Source organism: Sphaerisporangium melleum (assembly GCF_014646695.1).
In the GTDB taxonomy this organism is placed as follows: domain Bacteria; phylum Actinomycetota; class Actinomycetes; order Streptosporangiales; family Streptosporangiaceae; genus Sphaerisporangium; species Sphaerisporangium melleum.
In genome coordinates, this window is sequence record NZ_BMNT01000021.1 from 146,645 (window position 1) to 166,570 (window position 19,926).

The following is a 19,926-nucleotide window of genomic DNA, read 5'->3' on the forward strand; positions in this document are numbered from 1 at the left end:
GCCTGGCCCGCGTGCGCGAAGGCGGCCGCGGCGGCGAGCAGTCCGCCATGCGCACCTTCGAGACCACCCGTCCCACCGTCGCCGCCATGGCGGTCGGCATCGCCCGGGCCGCCTTCGAGTACGCCCGCGACTACGCCCGGCAGCGCGAGCAGTTCGGCCGCAAGATCGGCCAGAACCAGGCCGTGGCCTTCCTGCTCGCCGACATGGCCACCCGCGTGGACATGGCCCGCCTCATGACCTGGCGCGCCGCCTGGATGGCCCGCAACAGCCACCCGTTCGAACAGGCCGAGGGCTCGATGTCCAAGCTGGTCGCCGGGGAGACCGCCGTGTGGGTCACCGAGCAGGCCATCCAGATCCTCGGCGGCGCCGGCTACACCCGCGAGCACCCCGTCGAGCGCTTCCACCGCGACGCCAAGATCTACACCATCTTCGAGGGCACCAGCGAGATCCAACGCCTCATCATCGCCCGCGCCATCACCGGCCTCCCCATCCAGTGATCCCCGGCCCGCGAGCACCGCGCATCGCCCCCTGTTCCGTCGCTGTTCCGTCGGACACCGCGCGACGACGGAACAGCCGGTCATGGACGGCCCGCCGGGCACCGTCGTGTGAGCCGGGCATCAGGTGCGCGTAGCTCCGCAGAGTGAAGCCCGGATCGGCATGCCCGAGGTACTCGGCGAGCTCCTTGATGGAGACACCGCCGACGAGGGCGATGCCGGCGTAGTAGTGCCGAAGTTGATGCAGCCCTTCCTTCCGCGTGGTCTCGAACCGCCGGCGTGACCTGGGGTCCTTGTTGGGGGCAGGGATAACGCCGCCGGCGGCTAGGGCGGGCTTCCAGACGGTTTCGCTGTAGCTCCGCGCGCCAGGCCGAACAACTCGCCCTGTCGTAGGCCGCAGCCGGCCGCGACGATCGGCAGGGCGCGCAACAGATCAGGATGGGCGCCGATGATCGCGCGCGCCAAACGGGTGCCTCGCGGCAGGATTTAGGACAGGAGGGCCATACTGGATTGGGATCGCAATTCGAAAAGTTGCAAGCATGGAGGATGCTGGCGAAGTGTCCCTCGAGTAGATTTCTAAGCATAACGAGCGCCCCGGCGTCATCCGATCTGCGCGGCTGGGACCTGCACATCGGTTCGGTGGTCGCCGACCCGTCCTGCCCCTGGCCGATCCGGGGGGAGGCCCCGCCGGGCACGGCCGGCGGGGCGCACCCGGCGAAACTTGTTATCAGTGGAGGGTGTCGAGGGCGCGGGCCAGGACGGCGGCCGTGTCCAGGGGTCAGGTGGAGGGCAGGAGGCCGTCCAGCCGGCATCCGTCAGCGGTCTTGCCGTTATTGCAGTGGTTGAGCTGCAGGCTGTCCAGCACGTAGGCGAAGGTCTGGCCGGACGGGCTCACCACGGAGAGTTGCGCGGTGGCCGCGCCGGTCGGAGCGACCGCCGAGACGCTGTACTCCTGCCAGTTGGAGTTGAGGGCGTAGGTCGAGCTGTCGCTGTTGGAGATCAGCACGTTGGAGGAGTTGTACCAGGACAGCCGGAGCTTGACGTTGCCTGAGGTGGCGGTCGTCACCCGGGCGAAGAACTTGTACCGCTGTCCCGCCGTCACCGCCGGCTTGCGGGTGAGCGACAGGACCCCCTCAGACCACGACTGGACGTTCATGGTCAGGGACCGGCGGCCGTCGAAGTACCTGGCCGACACCTGTGCGTCCGACCCCGGCGGGGTGACCTGTATCCAGCCACCACCGGAGAGGGTGAAGCCCGCCGGGGAGCCATACGGCGCCACGGACTCGATCCCGCGTTCCTCGGCGGTGAGCAGGTCGTTGCTGTAGCCCACGTCGCAGCAGGTGGGCGTGGTGAACCATGGGGTGGTGGCCGCGTTCACCGCGAGGCCGTAGTTGGGAAACGTCGCGGTGAGCTCGCTGGGGTCGTAGTAGCTGTTGAACTCCTGGTCCAGATTCCAGTTGTCCCACTGGGTGGACATGACGTCGGAGACGTCGACGGTGTCGGGCACCTCGGTGGCCTTGGCGTGATCCGCGCCGGACAAGTGGACCAGCTCGTGCAGCAGGGTGCCACTGTCCCATTCGTCCGCGGTGGCCACGCAGAGCGGGCCGCAGTGCGCCTGCGCCGTACCCTCGCTGAAGTCTTCGAAGACCACGTACCGGCGGTTGGCGTTGTCGTAGCCCGCCGCCGCCAGGTCGTCGGCGACGACGTCGGCGGCGATCTCACCGCCGATCGTCCCGCCTTCGATCTCCTCCGGGATCACCAGGGCCCGGGCGTAGCCGGAGTAGGTGCTGGTGTTGTAACCGGTCCGGCAGCTGAGGTTGATGTGCTGGTCGTAGTTGGTCGACTCGTCCACCGACCAGTCCATCCGGTCGACGATCTTGGCGATCTGCTCTGCGACGTCGTTGTAGCGGTTCCCGTACTCCTCGTGCCAGGCGTAGATCACCTGAACCGCCGGGATGCTCGCACCGGCGTTGGTGGGGTCGGACAGTGTCGTGGCGCAGCCCCGCTTGGGGACATTCGCGTCCACCGGCTGGGCGTAGGGGTAGGCGGGCTCGGTACCGGTGGTGGCGAAGTCGGCGTGCGCCGGCCCCGCCATCAGGACCACGAGACCCGCCGCGACCACCGCGGACGCCAAGCGACCAAGCCGTGATAACGACAAAGAAGTTCCCTTTCCTGGATGAGCGTACGGCGAACCCGCCACGAGCCGTGGAAGTTGTCCGGGAATCGCCCGCCGCGCCTACTGGCGCGACTTTCGCTGACTTGTCGGTGAGAAGGCCCGGCCCCCGGCGGCATGGCCGTTCGGAGGGGAACGAGGCATGCCCGACACTAGGGTCGGACGGGGTGTTCAGGTTCGCCCTCGGCGCCTGAACAACAAACCATGAACAACGAACATCGGCTCTGGTGCTCGCGTGTTCACGGAAGGTGAGATCTCGAGGTCTGGCCCGCCGCGGTGAAGAATGCCCGAGGGCGATATCGGGGTGGGGAGAAAGGGGGGCGATGCCACGTCAGGAACGCCCGCTGGGCGCCGAGGACACGCCGGTGCTCCGGTTCGCCGGCGACCTGCGGCGATTACGGCAGAAGGCCGGGCAGCCGTCGTACCGCGAGCTGGGTACGCGGGCCCGCTATTCGGCGGCCGCGCTGTCGGAGGCCGTGGCCGGGCGGAGGCTGCCCAGCCTCTCGGTGACCCTGGCCTTCGTCGCCGCCTGCGACGGCGACGTCGACGCGTGGCGGGACCGGTGGCGGGACCTGGCCGCGTCCGACGCCACGGCGGACGACTCGGCGCCGTCGCCGTACGTCGGGCTGGCAGCCTACCAAGTTGAGGACACCGACCGGTTCTTCGGCCGGGAGGCGCTGACCGAGGCCTTGGTGCGCCTGGTCGACGAGCGGCCGTTCGTGGGCGTCTTCGGCGCGTCCGGCGCCGGCAAGTCGTCGCTGCTGCGCGCCGGACTGGCCGCCAAGTCCACGCGCACCGCACTGGTTCTCACCCCCGGGCACGACCCCGTGACGGAGGTGGCGACGGTCGTGGCCGGGCTCGTCGACGAGCCGCTGGCCCCCCTGCGCGAGCGACTCGCCGCCGACCCGCACGCCCTGCGCGGTCGGCTGTCCGAGGTGCCGGGCGAGCTGCTCCTCATCGTCGACCAGTTCGAGGAGGTGTTCACTCTCTGCGCCGACGGCGACCGGCTGTGGCTGGTGCAGGCGCTGACGGCCGCCGCCTCCCCGCGCAGCAGGGTGGTGCTGGGTGTGCGCGCCGACTTCTACGGCCACTGTGGCCGCCACCCCGAGCTGGTCACGGCCCTCTACCGTGCTCAGCTGCTGGTCGGCCCGATGTCGGCCGACGACCTGCGCCGCGCCGTCACCGAGCCGGCGGCCCGAGCGGGTGTCTCCGTGGAGTCCGCCCTGCTTGCACGGCTGATGTCCGATGTCACCGGGCAGCCGTCGGCGTTGCCGTTGGTGTCGCACGTGCTCGCCGAGACATGGCGGCGTCGCCGCGGGATGACGCTGACCCTGGCCGGGTACGAGGATGTCGGTGGCGTCGAGCACGCCCTGGCACGCACCGCCGAACAGACCTACCAGCAGCTCGCGGGCGAGGAACTGGACGCCGCCCGGCTGATGTTCCTGCGGCTGGTCACTCCCGGCGACGGCACCGAGGACACCAAACGACGGATCCGGCGCGAAGAGCTGCGGGAACCGCACGGCCCGCTCGAACGCTTCGCCGCGGCCCGGCTGGTCAGCCTCGATGACCACGGCGCCGAGCTGGTCCATGAGGCGCTGCTGCGAGCGTGGCCACGGCTGGCCGCCTGGATCGCCGAGGACCGGGACATCCTCCGGGTGCACCACCGGGTCACCGAGGCGGCCGCGGCCTGGCAGGCGCATGGACGCGACCCCGACCTGCTGTGGCGTGGGGAGCACCTGACCATGATCGATTCGCTGCGCGGGCGGCTCAACCCGATTGAACACGACTTCCTCGACGCCGGTCTGACGGCGCAGGCGCTCCGCGCGACCAAGCTCCGTAGGCGGCGACGCGGGCTGAAGATGCTCATCGCGGCCCTTGCCGCGCTGGTCGTCCTGCTGGCGGGAGCCGTCGGCATGGCCGTCGCGGCGAAACGCGAAGCCGACCGCCAGAGGAACGACGCCATAGGCCTGCGCGCCGCGGATGCCGCCCGCACCCTCTTGCTCACCAGGCCGCGCGACGCGGCGGCGCTCGCCTTGGCCGCCTACCGGATCAGCCCGACCCCCGAGACCCGTGCGGCGCTGATCCTCGCCGGTGCCGCAGCGGGAGCGAGCACCCTCGGTAAGGGTTTCGTCGACACGCCAGGCCGGATCGCCGTCACCGAACGGGCCGAGAATCTCGCGGACTCGTCCGGCTATCGGCTCTGGCGTCGGGACGGTACCGGCTGGCGGCCCGCCGGTGTGCTGCCCGGCGGCCCCTGGTACGTCGCCACCAGCGCCGACGAGAGCCATGTGATCACCTGGGACGGGGTGACCTCCCATCTGTGGGACGTCTCGGAGCCGGACCATCCACGCGAGATCGCCCTTCCCACCGGCCTCCAGATGGTGACGGGCATCGCCCGGGACGGCAGCCTGGTGGTGGCCCGGAGAAGGGACCGTACCGCCGTGGTGTGGCAGGTCGCCGACGGATCGGTCCGCCGGCTCTCCGCCGGCGATGTGGAGGACGTGTCGGTGGTCCCGGACGCTTCGGCGGTGGTGCTGACCCGCCGTGACAGCGGGGCGTACGCCGCCGAGCTGTGGAGCCTCGACGGTGTGCGGATCGCCACCCTGATGCGCACTCCGGAAGTGGTGTACCCGATCGCCGGTCCCGCCGACACGGTGGCCGTGATCGGCTCGACGTCGGGGAACCTGACCCTGCTGAAGGCCACCGACCCGCGCTTCCCGCGTACGGTGGTCGAAGCCGGCGGTGTGAAGTTTCCCGCCAGTGTCGCCTTCGACCCGCGGGGCCGGACGGCCGCTGTGGTGGACGACGCCTCGATCCGCATGTGGGACCTCGCCTCAGGAACGGAAGTCATGTCCCTCCGCATCGAAGGCCTGGACCTGATCAACCCCCGAATCCTTCCAGAGACCGGCGAACCGCTCCTCATCGCCATCCAGAAAGGCGCGCTGTGGCGGCTGGACCCCAACGTGCCCCGCGTGATCGACGACATCTGCGCCGGCCCGGTGAAACTGGACTGGGATCGCTATCTGCCGGATACGCTGCGGTTCCCGCTGTGCCCGACCGCCCAGAGCCCCACCGCCCGGCGACGTTAAGCTGCCGGACACGACCTTCGGCACGGTCAACGCCGACGCGATCTCCTCGCGGCGGGCGCCGGAGGTGTACCGGGTGGCCGGCAGCGGATGATCTCGCTGGGGGCCACTGTGCTCCCCGCGCACGCGGGGATGGTCCCGACGACGAGCTGTTCGTCGTCTCCACCGCCGAGCGCTCCCGGGCGCACACTGGATAGTGATCGGGGTGGCGGGACCAAGGCTCGCTCAAGGCCGACGTGATGCACAGCCTGGGTGACAAACTGAGTGACAACGGCGGTGGACGGGGCTGGACGGTGGAGGACTGTCTCGCAGGCTCATTTTCACGGCCTTGGTTGGATAATCATGGGTGTTTCGGCAACGCAAATGATCGCGCCACGGTCGCTCTGCTGTCCGGCGAACGCCAGAGCGCTCGACCCGCTCAGCGAGCTGATCGAGGACACGCGTTGAAGATCAAGCTGAGTGGGATTATGACGAGACAGCCCTTCCAGGCTGTCGCCAGGACTGCGCGAGAGGCGCGCCCAAGGTGATGATCGACCACAACGTCAGCGACCACTGGTCCGCTGACGATCCAGACTGGCTGAAGTCCCTCGTCTCGTCACTCGACCGCCACCACGGTGTAAGCACCGTTCTGCCGCTTACCGTGATCGTAGAGGAAGTCCTGGAGTGGCTGGAGCTTGCCAGCGGCGTCGATGCCTGGAAGAAGGTCGCCAACCGAACGTCGCTACGGCTCGACCTCGACGAGTCTATAAGCGCGCTCGGTGCCTCGCTCCGAGCACATATCGCCGCACCACTCACGCAATTCCAAGCCACCTTTTCACAGCTCGTCGGTAGCCCACGACCGTCTTGGCGCAGCCACCGGGCACCCGCAACGATTCCATCTGGACCGACGTCACCACGGCCGCAAAGAATCTCCTCCAAGCGTTTGAAGCGGACGAAGCCGTCCGCGCCGGCTGAGATGACCTCGTGGCCACAGCTCAGGACCGCACCCTGGAAGGCCGGGAATACCGCCCGATCGCTGAACTGCTTTTCGAGCAGTTGCAGAGGCGCGGTCTCAGCGCGGAATGGACATTCCGTGACCTCGTATCGACCGTCGCATTCGGTTGTGATCCTGATGATATTCCCATCGGTAAGACGAAGGTACCGCTGGAGGAGCGAATCGCGACCGCCCGGATCTACGTCAGTACTCCAGCTATAGTCCAGCCGATCCTGTTCGTCGCTGATCGCTCTGGCGACCTGCGGGTGATCCAGGCATCGGGCCAGGTCGGGAGATACGGGGTCGGAGATCTACACCATCTTCGAGGGCACGTCCGAGATCCAGCGCCTCATCATCGCCCGCGCCATCACCGGCCTCCCCATCCAGTGAGCCGGTGCCGGATCGGTCTTGGAGACGGGGCGGGTAGGTGGCCTTGCTCGGCTGGGGTGGCTGGTGGCATGCGTCAGCGCCCGCTTCTCGGTGGTGAGGAGCGGGCGCCGTGAGTGCGCACAGGCGCTACTTGAGGATCGGGTGGCGCTTCACGATCGCCGTGCTGCTCCACCATTCGCCGATGCCGAGGGTGTCGCCGGCGCCTGCCAGGGCCAGGCCGGCCAGCACGATGGCGTAGATGATGTGGTCGTCCATGAAGGGGTTGTTGGCGAGGGGGAGTTCGGCGGCCCACATGAACAGGAGCAGGAGCCCGCCGGTGGTCGCGGCGATCCTCATGCCGGCGCCCAGGATCAGGGCGGTGCCGATGCCCGCCAGCCCGAGCATGAACAGCCAGTCGACCCAGGCCTGACCCGCCAGGGCGGTGAACAGCCCGCCGAAGGTGTGGTCGGTGGTGCCCTTGAGGAAGCCTGTGGTGGGGCTGCCGCCGTGGATCCAGGCGCGGTTCGCCGGGGTGGCGAAGCCCCAGCCGAACAGCTTGTCCAGGAAGGCCCACAGGAAGATCCAGCCGATCGCGATGCGGGCGACGGCGAAGACGTGGTCGGCCGGGCGCGCGGGCGTCTGGGGCCGGCCGGCGCTCAGGGCGGGGGTGCGGGGGGCGGCGTCACCTTGGTGGCGTCCTTGGGTGAGTGCCATGGCTGGCCCTTTCATCGCGGAGTCGCGGTTTCGTTCCGTCCCAAGCACACCGCCTCGCCGCGTCCGCGAGCAGTGTCGTACGGCTTGGGCCGGTCCGCCGGATGTCCCGGTCGTGGCGGGACTTTCGGCTCTGCCGCCTGCCGGACGGTGACGGGAATCTCGGAGGGTCGATGAAGGAGGCGCGATATGGCTTTCCCCGCTGACACCGAACTCGGTGTCCGCTGGCTGCTCACCGCGGCCGGTCAGGCACCCTCGGTTCACAACACCCAACCGTGGCGCTTCCGGATCACGGGAAGGTCGATCGAGTTGCTCGCGGATCCGGACCGGCGGCTCAGAAGAATCGACCCGCGTGGCCGCTCCATGCGCGTGAGCTGTGGCGCTGCGCTGTTCAATCTGCGCATCGCCGTCCGGGTGGCCGGGTTCCGGCCCTTGACGCGACTGCTGCCCGACCCATCAGGCGAGCAGCGGCTGCTCGCGGCCGTCCACATGTCCGACTTCGGCCCGGCCACCCCCGCCGAGCAGGTGCTGTACGCCAACATCGACAAGCGACGCACCAACCGCGAACCGTTCGAAGACAGGCGGGTGCCCCCATGGGTGCTGGCGGACCTGCGGATCGCGGCGTCCAGAGAGGGGGCCAACCTGGTCCTGCTAGGAGAACGGCGCTCGGCGGACTTGCTGGACTATGTCGTGATGGCCGAGGAGAAGCTGGCGGAGGATCACGACTACCAGGCGGAGCTGCGAGCGTGGACGATGAGTGGAGCGCACTCCGACGGCCTGCCCTCCTACGTCATGGGCCCTCGCGCCATCGGCGACGCGGCCCTTGCCCGTGACTTCGGAGCGCAGTCCCACCGGCCCGCCGAGCGTTTCGAGCGGCGCCCGCAGATCGCGGTGCTCACCACCCCGGAGGACCGCCCGGCCGACTGGCTTCGTGCCGGGCAGGCCCTGCAGAGGGTGCTGCTGCTGGCGAGCGCTCACGGTGTGTCCGCCTCGTTCCTCAACCAGCCGCTGGATCTCCGCGACATGCGGCACCGGCTCGATCCGCGTCACCGCCGCGGCCACCCACAGATGATCATCAGGCTCGGGTACGGGCCGCCCGTGCCGCGTGCGCCGCGCCGCCCTTCCGCCGAGCTGCGGACCGGTGCCGTCTGAGCACCCGGTTCACGGAGAACTCCGCCCAGTCGTCACATCGGCATCGCGCCGCCGAGGCGCCGGCCCCGCTTCGGTGGCGTCAGCCCGACTGGGCGGACACGTCCTTGGCCCACGCCGTGATCTGTTCGCGGTCGCGGTGGTCGCCGGCCATCCGCTTGGCCAGGGAGGAGGCCACGATGCCGCGCTGCTCCGGATCGAGCCGTCCTCCGAACGTCGCGTGCCCGGCCGCCTCCAGCCGGGACATCCACGCGGCGACGCCGCGCACCGGTGGGATGTCCTTTTCAGAGGCGGTGCGGTCGAGTGGCCCGCTGCTGAAGAGCCACAGTGAGCAGGCCCGTAGCGCCTCGGCGTGACGCCGCGCGAACCGGCGGGCGTCTTTGTGCCACACCCCCGCGTAGAGTGCACCGCCGAGGATCACGACCTCGTATCCCCGCACATCTCGCGCGTCTTTCGCCGCAGTGACGTCGACGTGGTGGCCGTCATCCCGCAGCGTCTCGCCGATCCACTCGGCGATCTCGGCCGTCGAGCCCCGCTTCGATCCATGTGCCACCAGTATGCGTGCCATGGGATCACCTCCACACCGAGCATCCGTCCAGTGCGGATGGGCGCGTAGAGCCTCATGCCCACGGTGACGGGTGACCAAGGTCCCGCCGGTCCGGGCGCCGGATCCGCCGAGAGAGCCCTCCTGGGCCGCCACATCGCGATGCCGGTGTCCTGGCCCTTGTCAGGCCCAGGACACCGGCATGGGGTGGAGCGCCGCGTCACAGCAGCGGGAGCACGATCGCGTCGTTCTCACCGACCGGGGAGGTCAGGTCGGGGATGACGGCGACGACGCCTTCCACCTGCCGGATCGCCTCCACCAGCGAGGAGACCTGGGAGGCGTGCTCGGCCTCGCCGGCGATGGTCACGACGCCGTCGGCGATGTCGATCGACAGCCGCTCCGGGTCGAGCCCGGTCTCATCGCGGATCGTGGTCATGACGTCGTCGCGCAGCTCCGCCGCCGGGCGCTGGAAGACGCGCAGCAGATCGGACTGGTGGACGGTCCCCTCGATCCGGCCGGTGACCGGGTCGATCACCGGAAGTTGCTTGATCCGCTTCTCGTGCATCAGGCGGGCGGCGTCGCGGAGGGAGGTACCGGGAGTCACCGTGATCGCGGGCGCGGTCATCAGCTCCCCGGCGCGCAGGCCGTCGGCCTTGCGCCGTTCCTCCCGGCTCCGGCGGGTCAGCGGCAGCGTGCTCGCCGGTCCGGTCTCCTTCAGCAGCAGGTCGTCCTCGGAGACCACACCCACCGGACGCCGGTCCAGATCGATCACCGCGACGGCGCCGACCGCGTACTTCTTCATCGTGGCCACGATCTCGGAGAACGGCGCGTCCTGCCGCACCGCGATCCCGGCGCGCCCCATCACTTGCCTGACCTCCATGGTCATGTCCTTCCTCCTCCTCGTCACGACTCGCCGGCGATCCTGATCGCCGTTTCCACCAGCCGGCTCACGTAGCCCCACTCGTTGTCGTACCAGCCGAACACCTTCACCAGTTCTCCGTCGGCCTGCGTCAACGGGGCATCGAACACGCACGACGACGGGTCGCCGATGACGTCGCTGGAGACCAGCGGCGCGGTGCTGTAACGGAGGATGCCCTTGAGCGGCGGGCTCTGCGCCGCCTCGGCGAAGACCTGGTTGATCTCCTCGGCGGTCGCCCGGGCCGCCAGGACCACCGACAGGTCGGTCAGCGAGCCGTCCACGACCGGAACGCGCAGCGCGACGCCGTCCAACCGGCCCCTGAGCTCCGGAAGCACTTCGCCGACCATGCGGGCCGCGCCCGTGGTGGTCGGCACGATGTTCACCGCTGCCGACCGGGCCCGGCGCGGATCCTTGTGCGGGGCGTCCAGCAGACGCTGGTCGCCGGTGTAGGCGTGCACTGTGGTCATGAAGCCCTTGACCAGGCCGAAGTTGTCGTTGAGCACCTTGACCATCGGCGCGACGCAGTTGGTCGTGCACGAGGCCATCGACACGATCTGATGCAGGCCGGGGTCGTAGGCCGAGTCGTTGACGCCGGGCACGAGTGTCACGTCGACGTCCTTGCCGGGGGCCGTGATGAGCACCTTCCGCGCACCGCGCTTGAGATGCGGGGCGACATCGGTCCCGGTGCGGAACCGGCCGGTGGACTCGATGACGAGGTCGACGCCGTATCCGGCCCAGTCGATGGCGCCGGGGTCCCGGTGATCGGTCACCTGGATCGACTTGCCGTCCACGAGCAGGGCCGACGCCGACACCGCGACGGATTTGTCGTACCGGCCGTAGGTGGAGTCGTGCTTGAGCAGGTGTGCCAGCGTCTCCGCGCCGGCCACGTCATTGACGGCCACGATGTCGAGTCCCTGGGCGAGGCCGCGCCGCAGCACGGCCCTGCCGATCCGCCCGAAACCGTTGATTCCTACCTTCGTCATTGTTCCTCCCGCTGTGAGGGTTCGAGCCGATCGTCCGGCGTGGCGGGTGTACGGCCACAGGGGCGAAGGACCACTGCGGAAGGACTTGAGACCCTCTTGCCACCCGCCGGCCACCCGGCGTGTCGTCCTCCTCGGCCTCCGAGCGGCGCGGGCGCGCCAAGGCATGTCCATCCCGCACCGAGGCCGGACGATCACCCGTGCCGTCACCGGCCTCCCTGTTCAGTGATCTCGCACGGCCGGGCGGACATCGCGAGAGGCGGGTGCCTGCCCTTCGTTCGGTGAGCGTGCAGGCAGGTCGGCGGCCGCCGCTCGGCGTCGCCGCAGTGCGAGGATGATGCCGGCCGTCACTGCGGCCAGGGCTGCCCCGGCGGCGGTCCATGCGCTGTGCGACAGCGAGGGCGGCGCCTGCTGGATGAGGACGAAGGCGCCCATCGCCAGGACGAACCAGCCGAAGGCCTTGCGCAGCCTTTCGGCGTCGACCCGGCCGGCGAAGCCGCCGCCGATGAGCCCGCCGGTCACGGCCGCCGCGGTCACTGGAAGGGCCAGCGACCAGTCGACCGGCGTGCTCACCAGGTAACCGGCCAAGCCGGCCAGGGACTTCATGGCGATGACCAGCAGCGAGGTGCCCACCGCCACGCCCATCGGCAGACCGCCGAGCAGAACCAGGGCGGGCACCACCAGGAAGCCGCCGCCCGCCCCGACGAGCCCGGTCACCAGGCCGACCCCGATGCCCTCGGCGATCACCTGCGGAACGGGAAGCTCGCGGCGCAGGGGCCTCGCGACCGGGGTGCGGCGGTCGCGGATCATGGCGATGGCGGTGGCGATCATCATGGCCGCGAAGGCCGCCAGGAGCAGCGCTTCGGGCAGATGCGGGCCGATCAGCCCGCCGGCGTAGGCGCCCGCCATGCCGGCCGACCCGAAGATCAGTCCGGTCCGCCAGCGGATGCGTCCGGCCCTGGCATGGCCGATGGCGCTGACGGCACCGGTGACGGCCACGACGAACAGCGACATGGCGATGGCCTGCCTGGCCGGCAGGCCGGCGAGGTAGACCAGCACCGGCACGGTGAGGATGGACCCTCCGCCGCCGAACAGGCCGAGCGTCACCCCGATCAAGAGGGCGGCGGTGAGGGTCAAGGCGATCACAGATACCTCCAGGGGTATGTAGATGTCATGAGAAGACGCTTCGTCACGCGCCCGTCCGGGAGGAATTCCGGCGCAGGCGGGTGAGGGCGGACTCGACGTCCACGCCACTGGCGCGGTTGTAGGGGAGCTTGGCCAGCAGCAGGCCCATCGCGCAGGTACCGGTGAGGGCCGCGAGGGTCAGGCCCGATCCGATGACCGCGGCGACGATCAGCGCGGCCGGGATCCACAGGCCCGCCACGACCGAGGCGAAGACGATGCTCCCGGCCACGAGCCGGACCTGGCGCTCCAGCGACCAGCGCGGCCGGCCGTGGTCGACCGGCGCGCCCGAGGCGATCCAGGCGTTCATGCCGCCGTCCAGGATGACGACGTCGGTCATCCCGGCCCCGATCAGCGCCCGGTGTGCCCGCTCGGCGCGATTGCCGGACTGGCAGATGAGCAGCATGCGCCCGCCGGCGTCGGAGACGATCCGCCGGAGATGGGCGTCGACCTGGTCGAGGGGCAAGTTGATGGCGCCGTCGATGTGCGCGGTCTCGAACTCGGCCGGAGTGCGAACGTCCACGACGAGAACGTCCGGGTTGGCCGCGATCAGTGAACGGGCGGAGATAGCGTCGATGCGGGACACGGAAGGTTCTCCTGCTCTGGCGTGATGGTGGTGTACGGGGGGGTCAGGCGGCATGCTCGCCTCCCAGCTCGACGGCGAGTTCGGCGGCGCCCGTGCCGGTGAGCACGCTCGCCCGGTAGCCCTCGCGGGCCAGCAGGCCGGCGGCGATGCTCGACCGGCGACCGGAGGCGCATACGACGAGCACGGGCCGGGCGGAGTCGAGTTCGGTAGGGACGCCTTGGGTGAACAGGTCGGGCAGGAAGCGCTCGACGGCGCCCTCCAGCCTCGCCTGTTCCCGTTCGCTCGGCATGCGCACGTCCAGGAGCTGGGCGCCCGGCCGGGCCAGGCGCTCGACGAAGGCGTCCAGTTCGAGCAGCTCATACGTCTGAGTGGCGGCCTCCCCGAGGTGGCGGACGACGCCCCGGACGGTGTCGACGCCGATCTGGGCGAGCTGGGTGACCGCCGCGGCGACGTCCTGACCGGGCTCGGCGACCAGCGTGATCGGCTCGGCGTGGGGGAGTAGCCAGCCCGTCCAGCTCCCGAAGTCGTCGTCCAGCTCGATGCCGAGTGAGCCGGGCAGCATGCCGCGGGCCTGTGCCTGGCGCGGGCGGATGTCGAGGACCTGGTTGCCTTCCGGCACGGCGTCGAGTTCGGGCACATGAACGGGCGGCATTGGGGGCACCCCGAGCGTGTTGGCCGGGCCCATGTGCCGGTAGAAAGCGGGTATGGGCATGGGCGCCGTCAGCAGCGCGTCGGCGAACTTCTCCGGGTCGTCGATGGACAGCAGCGCGTTGTGCGCCAGTTCCGCCCCGATCGTGGAGGTCAGCCGGCCGGCGCCGGTCGCGGTACAGAACGAGCCCTCGCCGTGCGTGGGGTACAGGGCGACCTCGGGCGGCAGCGCCGCCAGTCGGCGCAACGAGATGTGCTGCAGGCGGGCCAGGGATCGGGCGCGTTCGGGGCCGAGCAGGTCGGGCCGGCCGGCCGAGGCGACCAGCAGGCTGCCACCGGAGAACAGCGCGACTGGCTCGCCGCCGATGAGCACCAGGTAGCTGGTGTGCTCGGGGGTGTGACCGGGCGTGTGGACGGGCCGAACGGTCAGCCCGGCGCCGCCGTCGATGTCCTCCAGATGAAAGGCCGGTGTGTGCCGGTAGGCGGGGGCCGCGGCGGCGGGCATGATCAGTTCGGCGCCGGTGCGCAGCGCGGCCTGTTCGCCGCCGGAGAGGTAGTCGTTGTGCAGGTGGGTCTCCAGCACGAATCGCAGATCCACGTCGCGCTCGGCGGCGGCGTCCAGGAAGCGGCCGATGTCGCGCTGGGGATCCACGAGGACGCCCTTGCCCTCGTGGATGAGCAGGTAGGTCTGGTCGCCCAGCCCGGGGGTCCGGAATGATACGACGTCCATGGTTCATCGGCTCCTCTCCATACCCCTGGGGGTATGTAATGACGAAAAATGTGTGGCCACGGCCGGTCCCGTGGCCACGGTGCTCAGGCGAGGGCCAGGAAGAGCTTCTCCAGTTCGGCGACGCTCATCGGTGGCTGGTCGCCGCGGTTCTGGGCGTCCTGGCAGTGGCGCAGCCCGGCTGCCACGATCTTGAAACCGGCGCGGTCGAGGGCCTTGGAGACGGCGGCGAGTTGCGTGAGCACCTTGGTGCAGTCTTCGCCGGCCTCGATCATCGCGATCACTCCGGCCAGCTGTCCGTGCGCCCGCTTGAGGCGTGTCAGCGCGTCACCCACCATGCCCTCGTTCAGCTCCATGCCTCGACTATACCCCCGGGCGTATGCTGGAACGAAATTGAGGCACCCGTCGAACGGGGATGAAGCACCGTGGCGGGCATGATCCGATACCACCGGCTCGGCCGCCGCCTCGCGCGCACCTCGCCCCCGCCGGCCGCCCGGCAGCGGGTCTACCGAAGCAGCAGGCCGGCGGCGAGAAGGAGCACGGCCGTCGCCCCCAGCAACGCGATCACGTTGACGAACCCGCTGGAGGGGCGGGCGGCGAGTCGGTGGCGCCTGGCCGCGGCGGTGCCGTGGCTGTAGGCATAGGCGGCCAGCAGCAGGGCGTTGGCCAGCGTGAGCGCGCCCGCCGCAACGACCGCGTCGTTACGGGCGAAGCCGAGCATCATCCCCGCCGCCACGGCGGTGATGAGGGCGCTCAGATACCGGCGTCGGGTGGTCAGCCGGATCTGTGTCATCAGGTCGTCCATCTGGTTCGGTGGTGGCATGGGCGTCCTCCCCGGAACGTGGGGTCGAGGTGAGTGCGCCGGCGGCGTGGGGGAGCGCATCCGGTGGCGGTACGGTGCTCCCGAAGCCGGCCGGTCATCGGCGGTCACGGTCGTCGCGGGACTCCCTCCGGCTCTGGGCGGTCGCGTCCGGCCGGGATGGCGCCTGCATGGTCAGCGCGGCGGCGAGCGCGGCGCCCACCAGTCCCACGAGCGCGACCCGTGCCCCGGCCGGGCCGGGTCCGTGTGCCGAGTACAGGGCGAGAGTGACCCCGGCGATGCCCAGCGCAGTCCCCACACCGCGCGCCATGTTGATCAACCCTCCGGCCGTCGCCGACATCCGTGCCGGGACGGCGGCCATCACAGCAGCGTTGTTCGCCGGGACGAACATCCCCAAACCCGCGCCAAGTACGGCCAGGAAGGCCGCGAGAGGACCAAGTGTCGTGGGGGCGATGGCCGCGCCCCCGGCCGCCGCGGCGGCCGTCAGGGCGCCGGCCAAGCAGCGCCTCCGGTTGTCCCACCGGCGCGGCAGCAGGTGATCGCCCGCCAGCGCGGTCACCGCGAATCCCGCCGGCAACGCGCTGAGCACCAGACCGGCATGAGGCTCGCTCAGGCCCGCGGCGATCAGAACCTGCGGGATCAGCACCAGCGGACCGAACAGCACGAGATACCCGAACAGTGCTCCGGCGAGACCGCGTGCCACGGCGGCGCCGCCCAGCAGGGTCGGATTCAGGAGTGGAGCGGCCGCCCGGCCCTCCCGGTGCCGTAGCAGGACGGCGGACGTCACCGCGGTGGCGACCAGGGCCACGGCCGCCCAGGGCGGCCAGTCCAGGCCGGACACCGCCGAGACGGACAGCAGTAGCCCCGAGGTGGTACAGGCCAGCAGGACCAGGCCGGCCACATCGAAGGCGCCGCCGCCGGCCCGCTCACGTGTGCGCGGCAGCAGGTAGCGGCCCGCGACCACGGCCACCAGGCCGACCGGCACGTTGAGCCAGAACACCCACCGCCATCCGGCCACGCCGACGAGCACGCCGCCCACCAGCGGGCCGACGGCCAGGCCGAGCGACTGGGCGGCGGCCTGTATGCCCAGCGCGGCCCGTGTCCGCTGCCTGGGGACGCCGGCCACCACCAGCGCCACGCTGTTGGCCTGCAGCATCGCCGCTCCCGCGGCCTGCGCCACCCGGCAGACGACCAGGACGGGGAGGGATGGGGCGAACCCACAGGCCGCCGACGCCGCGGTGAAGAGGGCGAATCCGTACAGGTAGACCAGCTTGCGCCCCGCGACGTCGGCCAGGCGTCCCGCACCTGCCAGCAGCGCGACCAGGGCGAGCAGATAGGCCACGGCCACCCACTGCACCGCCGCGAGGGGAGCACCGAACTCGTGCTGCAACGCGGGAAAGATCAACGTGACGATGCTCGCGTCCAACTGCCCCATGAAGGAGCCCACGCATACCGCGGCCACCGCGAACCAGGGCGCGGACGGATGTTCCCGCACGCGTGCCGGGCGGGCCCGTTCCCTCAGCAGCCGGGACATGCGCGCTCAGCTTCCCCGGTGCCTCGCGCGCGGTGGTGACTGGGGAAGAGCAGGGCCGCCGCCGGAACACGGCGGAACCGGATGGTTGTGCGTCACAGCGAAACCCCCGTCCGGCTGGTCCACCCGGCTCCCCGCACCGGCCCGTCCATCACGGGATGCGGATTCCTGCCCCGCTCGCTCGTCCCGGAACGATTTCGATTCTACGCCTGCCGCCCCGCGGATCTCCTGGTCAGAGAGGTACAGGCGCCGCGGTCACGGCTCCCCGGTAGGCCGGCCCTTTCGACGTCCGGTGCGGGGGCCAATGCGGACGGACCGTGTCGGGGCTGGGGTTCGTCGTCTTTGTCAGGGGTCGGGAGGGAAGGGGGTGTGGAGGCGGCCTTCGGTGCGCATGAGCTGGAACATTCTGCGGAACGACGCGGCGTCGTTGAGGTGCGGGAACGGCTCGGCGGGCGGAGGGGCGGCGCCGAGGAAGGCGCACAGCGGTTCCCAGCCCTGGCGGACGTCGAACACCAGGAGCCGCTCGGCGGGAATGGCGGCCCGGACGGCGGCGAGGTGCCGGTGGTAGGCGGCGACGGCCCGATCCTCCTCGGGCATCTTCTCGCCGAGGCGTACGTCCTCGCCGAAGACGGTCCTGGCTATGTGCTCGAACAGCGGGCGCATGCGTTCCAGCGCGGCGACGACCGGGCGGACGGCCTCGGCGGCGTCCTCGGGGCGTAGTGGCCCGCGCGGGTCGGCCGAGCCCAGGACGCGGAAACTGGTGTACCAGGCGTGCGGGTCGCGGACGGTGAGGACGACCTTGGCCCGAGGGTAGGCCGCGGCCAGTTCCCGCCAGAAGAAGGCGGCCGGCCAGTCCTGCGTGGACCGGTATCCGGCGAAGGTGCGCTCCCAGTCCAGAGGCTCGCCTGAGCAGGCCGGCAGCCATCGGTCGGCCAGGTCGGGGCGGCGCAGCACCTCGAAGGTGTGGAAGCAGGGCCCGAAGCCCAGCCGGTCCAGTGCCGCCTTCATCGACGTCGTCCCCGTGCGGGGCAGCCCCGCGCCGATGACCTCCAGCATTACCCACGCCCCCCGTCGCCGCCGGCCCCGCGTACGCCCATACGTCTGCCTGCTGGGCTTCCCCTCGGCGAGCGGGATCAGCGGCCTGAGCACAGATATGGCGAAAAATCAGGCGATCGGCGGGGATGGTGGTACGCCTCGCTGCCGGGCGTTTAGGGAGCGTTGCCGGCTTCTTGACGATGCGCTCACGGCCGGGGCGGGGGAGTGCGCCCCGGTTGGGCCGGTCTCCAGGCGGAGCGTCGGGCCGGTGCATGAGCACAGGCTCAGGGAGGGGAGAGGAGCCGTCCGGTCAGGGCTTGACGGCGACGCCGCCGTAGGCCCAGGCGTGACCGCCGCCGGGGATGTAGTCCCCGAAGGAGTGCCGGTCGGGCCGCCACTGCACGACCTCCACCAGGCCGGGGTGGAGCAGGTGCCAGCCCTCGAAGAGGCGCAGCACCTCGGCGTGGCTCCGGGGAACCATCGGCGCGGTGCTCTTGTCGTACGGCTTGGTGAACTCCTCCCGCTGGGCCTCGGAGGCGAAGTCGAGGGTGATGTGCGAAAGGAGCAGGTGGCTGCCCGAGGGCACGGCGGAGCCGAACCGCTTGATGATCGCGTGCGGATCTTCCTGCTCGGTGATGAAGTGCAGCACACCGGCCAGGATGATGCCCACCGGGCGGTCGAAGTCGATGACGGCGCGGACTTCGGGATGGCCGAGGATCTCGTCGGGCCGCCGGATGTCGGCCTCGATCACGGAGGTCATTCCGGTGGGCGTGCTGGTCAGCAGGGCGCGCCCGTGCACCAGGACGATCGGGTCGTTGTCCACGTACGCCACGCGGGCCGCGGGGTTGACCTCCTGCGCGATCTCGTGGGTGTTGCCCTGGGTGGGGATGCCCGTGCCGAGGTCGAGGAACTGCGTGATCCCTCTCTCGGTGGCCAGGTGACGCACCGCCCGGCCGAGGAAGGCGCGATGGGCCCGGACGCCCTCACGCGTTCCCGGTGACAGCTGGATGAGATGCTCGGCCGCCTCACGGTCGGCCGCGAAGTTGTCCTTGCCACCCAGCAGGTAGTCGTAGATCCGGGCCGGGTGCGGGATCGAGGTGTTGATCCGGGAGGCGGCGGTGCCGGCCTCTGACAACTCTGGCATGGGTGCCCTGTCTCTCTGCGGGATCAGCGATTGCGCCCTGAGATGGCCGATTATGACAGGTGAGGCACTTCGTGTGACAGGTGAGTGATCGAATGAGGCGCCTCTTCCGCTGCCCGCCGCGCTCAGGGCGTCCTGTACCGGGTCGAGCCGGTCTCCACGGGGGCACTGTCCTGGCGCGCACCGGTGCCTGCCGACATGGGATGTCTTTTCATCGCTGAATTCTTTCTGTGTTCTCGGATCCGGGAATTGTCATTGCGGAGTGCGGTGGCGAACACGGCGGAACGCCGGACATGCTGCCGGGCGTGTGCGTCGGCGGCTCTGGGGAGGGAGGCGTCCACATCCCGTGTCTGCCGTCTGGCGTGCTGAAACTTTCATCTCGCCCGGCTCTCGCTGATCCCCGGACATGGCTCTCGACCAAGCGTTCCGCATCGTGTCGCACCTGCATTCCGCTGCGCACGGACCGCCGCCGGTCGTCATTTATCGAATCGATTCGGCGGATGTTGGGCGTGTGGTGTTCCGCCGGTGCCTTGACGGGGCTGGAGGCATGCCTACGCTGGGAGGTCCCACGCGAAGATCGGTCTGATCCGCCGCGTCGCGACCCTCCAGGAGACCCCGTGCCCCCCTAGAAATCCATTTCCTTCGCCATGGCCGTCGGCTGCGGTTGTCAGGCGAAGAAATCAGAGGTCGGCACCCTCTGGAGACCAGGCATCAAAATTGGCAACAGCGCGGCGGCGCGCGCCTTGCCTGACTGAGGTATTCACGTCAGGAAAGGAAATTCCATGTCTCGACATTCGTGGCGCGCCTTGTTGGCCACGATCGCGTTGGTCACTCCTGGAGCGGTGGTCGCTGCTGCTC

General features: G+C 70.2%; 16 protein-coding genes and 1 pseudogene. 4 read left to right on the forward strand and 13 right to left on the reverse strand.

Going from position 1 to position 19,926, the window contains the following annotated elements; translation table 11 throughout:
* Positions 1-497: acyl-CoA dehydrogenase family protein (locus IEY93_RS38335; RefSeq protein WP_268241570.1), on the forward strand; the 497-nt coding region annotated here is incomplete at its 5' end.
* A gap of 775 nt (positions 498-1,272) precedes the next feature.
* Here IEY93_RS38335 and IEY93_RS19830 read toward each other — a convergent pair.
* The gene (locus IEY93_RS19830; RefSeq protein WP_189164575.1) at positions 1,273-2,628 is read right to left on the reverse strand and encodes a hypothetical protein; all 1,356 of its coding nucleotides are present in this window, start codon (positions 2,626-2,628) and stop codon (positions 1,273-1,275) included.
* A gap of 362 nt (positions 2,629-2,990) precedes the next feature.
* Here IEY93_RS19830 and IEY93_RS19835 point away from each other — a divergent pair, with 362 nt between their 5' ends.
* Positions 2,991-5,756, forward strand: a complete 2,766-nt coding sequence (locus tag IEY93_RS19835) for an nSTAND1 domain-containing NTPase (protein WP_189164576.1) — start codon at positions 2,991-2,993, stop codon at positions 5,754-5,756.
* Between the two features lie 1,279 nt (positions 5,757-7,035).
* Positions 7,036-7,116, forward strand: a pseudogene (locus IEY93_RS39765) (acyl-CoA dehydrogenase family protein); the annotation flags it as partial.
* A 126-nt stretch (positions 7,117-7,242) separates the two neighbouring features.
* Here the strand turns inward: IEY93_RS39765 and IEY93_RS19845 are convergent.
* Complete coding sequence (locus IEY93_RS19845) at positions 7,243-7,809, reverse strand: hypothetical protein (RefSeq protein ID WP_229691290.1); 567 nt, start codon at positions 7,807-7,809, stop codon at positions 7,243-7,245.
* Between the two features lie 186 nt (positions 7,810-7,995).
* Here IEY93_RS19845 and IEY93_RS19850 point away from each other — a divergent pair, with 186 nt between their 5' ends.
* Entirely contained in the window at positions 7,996-8,958 is a 963-nt protein-coding gene (locus IEY93_RS19850; protein WP_189164577.1) for an Acg family FMN-binding oxidoreductase, read from the forward strand.
* A gap of 79 nt (positions 8,959-9,037) precedes the next feature.
* On the opposite strand, the gene IEY93_RS19855 is transcribed toward IEY93_RS19850, so the two are convergent.
* The 11 genes from IEY93_RS19855 to IEY93_RS19905 form a co-directional block, all read right to left on the reverse strand.
* Complete coding sequence (locus IEY93_RS19855) at positions 9,038-9,523, reverse strand: flavodoxin domain-containing protein (RefSeq protein WP_189164578.1); 486 nt, start codon at positions 9,521-9,523, stop codon at positions 9,038-9,040.
* Between the two features lie 196 nt (positions 9,524-9,719).
* Positions 9,720-10,379, reverse strand: coding sequence for a CBS domain-containing protein (locus IEY93_RS19860; protein ID WP_203968749.1), 660 nt, complete (start codon positions 10,377-10,379; stop codon positions 9,720-9,722).
* 23 nt (positions 10,380-10,402) lie between these two features.
* Complete coding sequence (gap, locus tag IEY93_RS19865; RefSeq protein ID WP_189164580.1) at positions 10,403-11,401, reverse strand: type I glyceraldehyde-3-phosphate dehydrogenase; 999 nt, start codon at positions 11,399-11,401, stop codon at positions 10,403-10,405.
* Between the two features lie 219 nt (positions 11,402-11,620).
* Positions 11,621-12,544: a sulfite exporter TauE/SafE family protein gene (locus tag IEY93_RS19870; RefSeq protein WP_189164581.1), complete on the reverse strand. Its 924-nt coding sequence runs from the start codon at positions 12,542-12,544 to the stop codon at positions 11,621-11,623.
* A gap of 43 nt (positions 12,545-12,587) precedes the next feature.
* Positions 12,588-13,166 carry a rhodanese-like domain-containing protein gene (locus IEY93_RS19875; RefSeq protein WP_229691291.1) on the reverse strand — a complete coding sequence of 193 codons (579 nt, stop codon included), beginning with the start codon at positions 13,164-13,166 and terminating at the stop codon, positions 12,588-12,590.
* A gap of 43 nt (positions 13,167-13,209) precedes the next feature.
* Complete coding sequence (locus tag IEY93_RS19880; protein ID WP_189164583.1) at positions 13,210-14,544, reverse strand: MBL fold metallo-hydrolase; 1,335 nt, start codon at positions 14,542-14,544, stop codon at positions 13,210-13,212.
* 83 nt (positions 14,545-14,627) lie between these two features.
* Entirely contained in the window at positions 14,628-14,897 is a 270-nt protein-coding gene (locus IEY93_RS19885; protein WP_189164584.1) for a metal-sensitive transcriptional regulator, read from the reverse strand.
* A 149-nt stretch (positions 14,898-15,046) separates the two neighbouring features.
* Positions 15,047-15,364, reverse strand: a complete 318-nt coding sequence (locus IEY93_RS19890; protein ID WP_189164585.1) for a hypothetical protein — start codon at positions 15,362-15,364, stop codon at positions 15,047-15,049.
* Between the two features lie 94 nt (positions 15,365-15,458).
* A complete protein-coding gene (locus tag IEY93_RS19895) occupies positions 15,459-16,895 on the reverse strand; it encodes an MFS transporter (RefSeq protein ID WP_189164586.1) in 1,437 nt (478 codons plus the stop codon).
* Positions 16,896-17,237: 342 nt separating this feature from the next.
* A complete protein-coding gene (locus IEY93_RS19900; protein ID WP_189164587.1) occupies positions 17,238-17,948 on the reverse strand; it encodes a sulfotransferase family protein in 711 nt (236 codons plus the stop codon).
* A 289-nt stretch (positions 17,949-18,237) separates the two neighbouring features.
* Positions 18,238-19,071 (reverse strand): SAM-dependent methyltransferase, encoded by an 834-nt coding sequence (locus IEY93_RS19905; RefSeq protein ID WP_189164588.1) that lies wholly within the window; start codon positions 19,069-19,071, stop codon positions 18,238-18,240.
* Positions 19,072-19,926 lie beyond the last annotated feature (855 nt).

Bases quoted from the DNA above. Each gene is read 5' to 3' on its own strand.
- IEY93_RS19835 (WP_189164576.1), top strand. From the start codon at position 2,991: ATGCCACGTCAGGAACGCCCGCTGGGCGCCGAGGACACGCCGGTGCTC.
- IEY93_RS19845 (WP_229691290.1), bottom strand. From the start codon at position 7,809: ATGGCACTCACCCAAGGACGCCACCAAGGTGACGCCGCCCCCCGCACC.
- IEY93_RS19850 (WP_189164577.1), top strand. From the start codon at position 7,996: ATGGCTTTCCCCGCTGACACCGAACTCGGTGTCCGCTGGCTGCTCACC.
- IEY93_RS19855 (WP_189164578.1), bottom strand. From the start codon at position 9,523: ATGGCACGCATACTGGTGGCACATGGATCGAAGCGGGGCTCGACGGCC.
- IEY93_RS19860 (WP_203968749.1), bottom strand. From the start codon at position 10,379: ATGGAGGTCAGGCAAGTGATGGGGCGCGCCGGGATCGCGGTGCGGCAG.
- gap (WP_189164580.1), bottom strand. From the start codon at position 11,401: ATGACGAAGGTAGGAATCAACGGTTTCGGGCGGATCGGCAGGGCCGTG.
- IEY93_RS19880 (WP_189164583.1), bottom strand. From the start codon at position 14,544: ATGGACGTCGTATCATTCCGGACCCCCGGGCTGGGCGACCAGACCTAC.
- IEY93_RS19885 (WP_189164584.1), bottom strand. From the start codon at position 14,897: ATGGAGCTGAACGAGGGCATGGTGGGTGACGCGCTGACACGCCTCAAG.
- IEY93_RS19890 (WP_189164585.1), bottom strand. From the start codon at position 15,364: ATGCCACCACCGAACCAGATGGACGACCTGATGACACAGATCCGGCTG.
- IEY93_RS19895 (WP_189164586.1), bottom strand. From the start codon at position 16,895: ATGTCCCGGCTGCTGAGGGAACGGGCCCGCCCGGCACGCGTGCGGGAA.
- IEY93_RS19900 (WP_189164587.1), bottom strand. From the start codon at position 17,948: ATGCTGGAGGTCATCGGCGCGGGGCTGCCCCGCACGGGGACGACGTCG.
- IEY93_RS19905 (WP_189164588.1), bottom strand. From the start codon at position 19,071: ATGCCAGAGTTGTCAGAGGCCGGCACCGCCGCCTCCCGGATCAACACC.